This window comes from Pseudomonas sp. PA-5-4B (genome assembly GCF_021606215.1).
In the GTDB taxonomy this organism is placed as follows: domain Bacteria; phylum Pseudomonadota; class Gammaproteobacteria; order Pseudomonadales; family Pseudomonadaceae; genus Aquipseudomonas; species Aquipseudomonas edaphica.
Window position 1 is genome coordinate 41,281 of sequence record NZ_WKDB01000053.1, and the last position, 6,327, is coordinate 47,607.

Annotated in this window: 6 protein-coding genes; 3 read left to right on the forward strand and 3 right to left on the reverse strand. The window is 57.7% G+C overall.

Annotated elements, in window-relative coordinates; translation table 11 throughout:
* Window positions 1-5: 5 nt before the first annotated feature.
* The gene (gene hemJ, locus GIW28_RS22615; RefSeq protein ID WP_017138091.1) at window positions 6-434 is read right to left on the reverse strand and encodes a protoporphyrinogen oxidase HemJ; all 429 of its coding nucleotides are present in this window, start codon (window positions 432-434) and stop codon (window positions 6-8) included.
* Between the two features lie 136 nt (window positions 435-570).
* Between hemJ and argC the strand changes: the two genes are divergently transcribed.
* Together argC and erpA are read left to right on the forward strand one after the other, a co-directional pair.
* The gene (gene argC / locus GIW28_RS22620) at window positions 571-1,605 is read left to right on the forward strand and encodes an N-acetyl-gamma-glutamyl-phosphate reductase (protein ID WP_017138092.1); all 1,035 of its coding nucleotides are present in this window, start codon (window positions 571-573) and stop codon (window positions 1,603-1,605) included.
* A 165-nt stretch (window positions 1,606-1,770) separates the two neighbouring features.
* Entirely contained in the window at window positions 1,771-2,121 is a 351-nt protein-coding gene (gene erpA, locus GIW28_RS22625) for an iron-sulfur cluster insertion protein ErpA (RefSeq protein ID WP_003176443.1), read from the forward strand.
* Between the two features lie 78 nt (window positions 2,122-2,199).
* Here erpA and GIW28_RS22630 read toward each other — a convergent pair whose 3' ends face one another.
* Together GIW28_RS22630 and GIW28_RS22635 are read right to left on the reverse strand one after the other, a co-directional pair.
* Window positions 2,200-3,291: an anhydro-N-acetylmuramic acid kinase gene (locus GIW28_RS22630; RefSeq protein ID WP_170040777.1), complete on the reverse strand. Its 1,092-nt coding sequence runs from the start codon at window positions 3,289-3,291 to the stop codon at window positions 2,200-2,202.
* Window positions 3,292-3,294: 3 nt separating this feature from the next.
* A complete protein-coding gene (locus tag GIW28_RS22635) occupies window positions 3,295-4,707 on the reverse strand; it encodes a peptidoglycan DD-metalloendopeptidase family protein (protein ID WP_017138095.1) in 1,413 nt (470 codons plus the stop codon).
* Window positions 4,708-4,916: 209 nt separating this feature from the next.
* On the opposite strand from GIW28_RS22635, the gene tyrS reads away from it, so the two are divergent.
* Window positions 4,917-6,116, forward strand: coding sequence for a tyrosine--tRNA ligase (gene tyrS / locus GIW28_RS22640; protein WP_236446312.1), 1,200 nt, complete (start codon window positions 4,917-4,919; stop codon window positions 6,114-6,116).
* Window positions 6,117-6,327: the final 211 nt, after the last annotated feature.

Genomic DNA, 6,327 nt, shown 5'->3' on the forward strand with positions numbered 1-6,327 from the left:
TGAAATTAGAACGGTTTGACCACGACCAAAATTACGATAGCCAGCAATATCAGAACCGGCACTTCATTGAACCAGCGATAAAAGACATGGCTGCGGGTATTTTCGCCACGGGCGAAACGTTTTACTTGGGCGCCGCACATATGGTGGTAGCCGATCAGCAGCACCACCAGGGTAAGTTTGGCGTGGATCCAGGCGCCGGATTGAAAAATGGCCGGGTTCAGGTAGATCAGCCAGCCGCCGAATATCAGGGTAGCGATCATTGCCGGACCCATGATGCCGCGGTACAGCTTGCGCTCCATGACGCTGAAGCGTTCTTTGCTGACGGTGTCCTCACTTTGCGCGTGGTAGACGAACAGGCGTGGCAGGTAAAACAGCCCGGCAAACCAGCAGACGATACTGACGATATGGAAGGCTTTGATCCATAGATAGAGCATTTCTAGTTATTCCCAGGTTCACGGTAACTGAAGATAGTAGTGGCTCATGCGCCTGTACGTCACGTTGACGGTTGTCGCAGGACGATACGGCCCCTATTATCGACGGCTTTCCAGTGGGTTCGTTGAGGGCAGGTTTATGGTCAAGGTCGGTATCGTCGGCGGCACGGGTTACACCGGTGTCGAATTGCTGCGTCTGTTGGCTCAGCATCCGCAAGCTGAGGTGGTGGTCATCACTTCCCGATCCGAGGCCGGGTTGGCCGTGGCCGATATGTACCCGAACCTGCGAGGCCACTATGACGGCCTGGCGTTCAGCGTGCCGGACATCAAGACCCTGGGCGCGTGCGATGTGGTGTTCTTCGCCACGCCTCACGGGGTTGCGCATGCACTGGCCGGCGAATTGCTGGCGGCGGGTACCAAGGTCATCGACCTGTCAGCCGACTTCCGCTTGCAGGACGCCGATGAGTGGGCCAAGTGGTACGGCCAGCCACACGGCGCGCCTGAGTTGCTGGAAGAGGCGGTGTACGGTCTGCCGGAAGTCAATCGTGAGCAAATCAAGCAAGCACGCCTGATTGCTGTGCCAGGTTGCTATCCGACCGCAACGCAGCTGGGGTTCCTGCCGTTGCTGGAAGCGGGTCTGGCCGACACTTCGCGCTTGATCGCCGACTGCAAGTCGGGTGTGAGTGGCGCCGGCCGTGGTGCAGCTGTAGGTTCGCTGTACTCCGAGACGTCGGAAAGCATGAAGGCCTACGCGGTTAAAGGGCATCGTCACTTGCCGGAAATTCGCCAGGGGCTGCGCCGCGCGGCCGGTAAAGACGTGGGCCTGACCTTCGTGCCGCACCTGACGCCGATGATTCGTGGCATTCACTCCACGCTCTACGCCACTGTTGTCGACCGTTCGGTAGACCTGCAGGCGCTGTTCGAAAAGCGTTATGCCAATGAACCGTTCGTCGATGTGATGCCGGCCGGCAGCCACCCGGAAACCCGTAGCGTGCGCGGTGCGAACGTATGTCGCATTGCCGTGCACCGTCCACAGGATGGCGATTTGGTGGTGGTGTTGTCGGTAATCGATAACCTGGTCAAGGGCGCGTCGGGCCAGGCGGTGCAGAACCTGAACATCCTCTTCGGCCTGGACGAGAAGCTGGGCCTGTCCCACGCGGGCATGCTGCCTTAAGGCGGTTTAGCGGTTAAGCAAAAGGCCCGTTGATCGGGCCTTTTGTGTTTTTAATGGCGGCAGCGCAGATTGATATACCGTAACAATAGTTGACCGCTTTTCTAGGAGAAGCGGATAATGCTCGCCATTACGCATATGGCGGCGCTACGCCGGGAGATTATCAGCATGAGCGTTGAATCCTTCACCCCCACGGCTTTGCAATTCACCCACGGTGCTGCGCACAAGGTGAAGAGCCTGGTCGATGAAGAGGGTAATGATCGCTTGAAGCTGCGCGTATTCGTTACGGGCGGCGGTTGTTCAGGGTTTCAGTACGGTTTTACCTTCGATGAAGATGTGGCCGACGATGACACCATCGTCGAGCGCGAGGGCGTCAGCCTGGTCGTGGACCCGATGAGCTTCCAATACCTGGCGGGTGCCGAGGTGGATTATCAGGAAGGTCTGGAAGGGTCGCGTTTCGTGATCAAGAACCCTAATGCCACCACGACCTGTGGTTGCGGGTCTTCGTTCTCGATCTGATCAGCAGCCTGATCTTCAGCAAATAAAAAAACGCCGCTTGGCTTTGATAGGCCAAGCGGCGTTTTGCTGCCTGCAGGTTTACGCTGGATAGATCGCGCCTAATACCCGAAGCCCACGCGCGCCAGTGACACTTGGGCGGTTGGCGGCGATGCCCTCAAGGCAGCAATGGGCCAGCCAGGCGAAGGCCATGGCTTCAACCCAATCGGGGTCCACGCCGTAAGTGGCGGTGCTGCTGACCTGAGTGGACGGCAACAACGCTGCCAAGCGCTTCATCAGCGTGGCGTTATGCGCGCCGCCGCCACAGACCAGCAGGGTTTCGGTGTCGGTTTGTGCGGATTGCAGGGACTCGACGATGGTCAGCGCGGTCAGTTCAAGCAGGGTCGCTTGCACATTCTCTGCCTGAAACGCTGGCAATCTGGCCAGGTGGTGTTGCAGCCATCCCAGGTTGAATACTTCGCGGCCAGTGCTTTTCGGGCCTTTGGTCAGGAAGAACGGGTCGCTGAGCAGAGCGTTGAGTAGTGCAGGCTCGACCTGGCCACCGGCCGCCCATTGGCCATCGCGATCAAAGTGCTCGCCCCGCTGATTGTGGATCCACGCATCCAGCAGCACGTTGCCCGGGCCGCAATCGAAGCCAGCTACGGGCTTGTCGGTCTCGATCAGGCTGAGATTGCTGAAGCCGCCGACATTCAGCACGGCGCGGTTGCCGGCACGTTCGCCGAACAAGGCTTCATGAAAGGCGGGCACCAAGGGGGCGCCTTGACCGCCGGCGGCCACATCGCGGCTGCGGAAATCACTGACGACGGTAATGCTCGTCAGCTCTGTGAGCAGGGCAGGGTTGCCGATTTGAACGGTAAAGCCTCGAGCGGGTTCATGGCGGATCGTCTGGCCGTGGCTGCCGATCGCGCGTATGTCCTGAGGCTTGAGGGCGTGTTGTTCCAGTAAGGCATGGATGCCTTTGGCCGCCAGTGTCACCCAGTGTTGCTGGGCGAGCGCCGAACGGGCGATCTCATCCGGGCCGCTGGCGCACAGGCTTAACAGCTCAGTGCGCAGATCGTCCGGCATGGGGATGTAGTGCGTGCCGATCAAGTTGATCGCCGGGTTCTGTTCGATCAGGGCGATATCCAGGCCATCAAGACTGGTCCCGGACATCACACCTATATAGAGCGGCATACCTTAGCGCTTCGCCGAGGCCAGCAGGGTGGAGCGCTCCTGGTCCATGCGTGCCATCAATGGCTGGCTTTGTTGCAGGAAGCGCGCGCGCTCGGCTTTGGCTATCGGGTCGGCCATTGGCAGCTTTTGGCCCAGTGGGTCGACGTGGACGCCGTTCACCTGGAACTCATAGTGCAAATGCGGGCCGGTGGACAGGCCGGTGGTGCCGATATAGCCGATAACCTGGCCCTGCTTCACGTTGCTGCCGGTCGAAACGCCTTTGGCGAACCCCTGCATGTGGCCATAGAGGGTACGGTAGGTATTGCCGTGCTGGATGATCACGGTATTGCCGTAGCCACCGCGGCGGCCGGCGAGCAACACTTTGCCATCACCGGCGGCCTTGATGGGCGTACCGCGAGGAGCGGCATAGTCGACGCCTTTGTGGGCGCGGATCTTGTTGAGGATCGGGTGCTTGCGGCCCATGGAGAAGCGCGAACTGATGCGGGCAAAGTCCACCGGCGTGCGGATGAAGGCTTTGCGCATGCTGTTGCCATCGGCGGTGTAGTAGCTGGTGTTGCCTTGTTTGTTGGTGTAGCGCACTGCGGTGTAGGTCTTGCCACGGTTGGTAAACCGCGCAGATAGAATCGCACCGGTCCCGACGACTTTGCCGTTGGCGACTTTCTGCTCGTAAATCACGTCAAATTCGTCACCCTGACGGATGTCCTGGGCGAAGTCGATGTCGTAGCCAAACACGCTGGCCATGTCCATGGTCATGCTGTGGGACAAGCCGGCACGCGCAGCCGACTGTGACAGCGAACTGTTGATGACGCCATGCACGTAGGCGGAGCGCGTCACCGGCTTGGTGGTGATGCGGTTGAACGCGAAGCCTTTGGTGCCTTTAGTCAGGGCAATGCTTTCTAGGTCGCTGACAGTGCTATGCAGGCTTTTGAGCTGACCGTCGGCAGCCAATTCGAATTCAAGCTTCTGGCCATGTTTGAGCTGGGTGAATTGTTTGGCTTGTTTATCGCTGGCCAACACCTCATTAACCGTAGCAGCGGGCAGACCAACCTTTTCAAACAGCGTTGAAAGGGTGTCGCCTTTGGCGACGGTCACTTCGCGGTGCAGCGGATTTTTTGGAGTGACTGGCGCAGGCGGCTCTTGAGTCGCCTGCCGGGTGTCTTCCGGGGTGGTTTCTATCTGTGCAAATGGAGATTCTGTCGGTGCGTTTGTGGCTTGTTGTGCGTCGGAAGCGTCTTGATCTTGTGTCAGTTGTTCAACTGGACTTTCCAGGTCAAGGCTCAGGGATGTTCGTTTGGCTTCTACGTCACTGGAAGGGAATACCAGGAGTGCCAGGCTGAGAAGGGCGGCGATACCACTTGCGGCGAGCAGGTGGGTCTTCGGGTAAAGCGGCGGCGCTTTAGACGGTTCTGTGGTCATAGGTAATTTTGACTTTGAAGATGAAATGGAAAAGATGAATGACATGATGAAGATGAAATAACTGTATAAAATATAACCAAATCATCTGTGGCGCAAGCTCGCGAACGCTGGGCTTGCTGAACGGTGTCCGTGCGCGGGACAAAACTTGTAATTAGTCCCTGATCTTGTATGGTTGGTTCCCTTTTGAATCTGAGCCTTGCGGGTCTGTTATGAAGTCGGTTGAAGAGCAGCTAGCGCTGATAAAACGTGGTGCGGAAGAACTGTTGGTCGAGGCCGAGCTGATCGAAAAGCTCAAGCGTGGCCAACCCCTGCGTATTAAGGCTGGCTTCGATCCGACCGCGCCGGATCTGCACCTGGGTCATACCGTGCTTATTAATAAGCTGCGCCAGTTCCAGGAGCTGGGGCATCAAGTCATCTTCCTTATAGGTGACTTCACCGGGATGATCGGTGATCCGAGCGGCAAAAGCGCAACGCGTCCGCCGCTGACCCGTGAGCAGGTTCTCGATAATGCCGAGACCTACAAGACTCAAGTGTTCAAGATTCTTGATCCGGCCAAGACCGAGGTGGCGTTCAACTCCACCTGGATGGATCAGATGGGGCCGGCCGACTTCATTCGCCTGACTTCCCAATACACAGTGGCACGCATGCTTGAGCGTGATGACTTCGATAAGCGTTATTCCACCAATCAGCCGATCGCGATTCACGAGTTCCTCTACCCGCTGGTGCAGGGCTATGACTCGGTGGCATTGCGCGCGGACGTCGAGCTGGGCGGCACTGACCAGAAGTTCAACCTGCTGATGGGGCGCGAGCTGCAGCGTGCGTATGGGCAAGAAGCTCAGTGCATTCTGACCATGCCGTTGCTGGAAGGGTTGGATGGCGTCAAGAAGATGTCCAAGTCCCTGGGTAACTACGTCGGTATCCAGGAAGCGCCGGGTGTGATGTACGGCAAGCTTGTGTCGATTCCTGATGCGCTGATGTGGCGTTATTTCGAGCTGTTGAGCTTCCGCTCAATGGATGAGATCAATGCGTTGCGCGCTGAAGTCGAGGCGGGTGCGAACCCTCGTGACGTGAAGATCAAGTTGGCGGAAGAGATCGTCGCGCGCTTCCATGGTGAAGAGGCTGCGGCCAGTGCTCACCGCGCGGCCGGTAACCGCATGAAGGATGGCGAGCTGCCGGATGATCTGCCAGAGATCGAATTGGCTGCGGCTGAGGCGATGCCGATTGCTGCTGTACTTAATAAGGCGGGCCTGGTTAAGAACTCCGCGGTCGCGCGCGACCTGTTGAGTTCCGGTGGTGTGCGTATAGATGGTGAGGTTGTCGATCGCACCTTTATCTACGAGCTGGGCGCTACCCACGTTTGTCAGGCTGGAAAGAAGGCATTTGCGCGTATTACGCTCAAAGCCGAATAAAACTGAAATGAGGGATTGACGGCGTTTTATATCTGTCTATAATTCGCCCCACTTCCGGCGCAGTCGAAACGGAAAACTCCTTGTTAAACAACGAGTTACGAAGTTTTCGGCAGCAAGTTGCTTCAGTTCATCGAAGCCAAAAGGAAGTTGAAAAAGAGGTGTTGACAGCAGCGTGTAACGCTGTAGAATTCGCCTCCCGCTAACGAGAGAT

Bases quoted from the DNA above. Each gene is read 5' to 3' on its own strand.
- argC (WP_017138092.1), top strand. From the start codon at position 571: ATGGTCAAGGTCGGTATCGTCGGCGGCACGGGTTACACCGGTGTCGAA.
- hemJ (WP_017138091.1), bottom strand. From the start codon at position 434: ATGCTCTATCTATGGATCAAAGCCTTCCATATCGTCAGTATCGTCTGC.
- erpA (WP_003176443.1), top strand. From the start codon at position 1,771: ATGAGCGTTGAATCCTTCACCCCCACGGCTTTGCAATTCACCCACGGT.
- tyrS (WP_236446312.1), top strand. From the start codon at position 4,917: ATGAAGTCGGTTGAAGAGCAGCTAGCGCTGATAAAACGTGGTGCGGAA.
- GIW28_RS22630 (WP_170040777.1), bottom strand. From the start codon at position 3,291: ATGCCGCTCTATATAGGTGTGATGTCCGGGACCAGTCTTGATGGCCTG.
- GIW28_RS22635 (WP_017138095.1), bottom strand. From the start codon at position 4,707: ATGACCACAGAACCGTCTAAAGCGCCGCCGCTTTACCCGAAGACCCAC.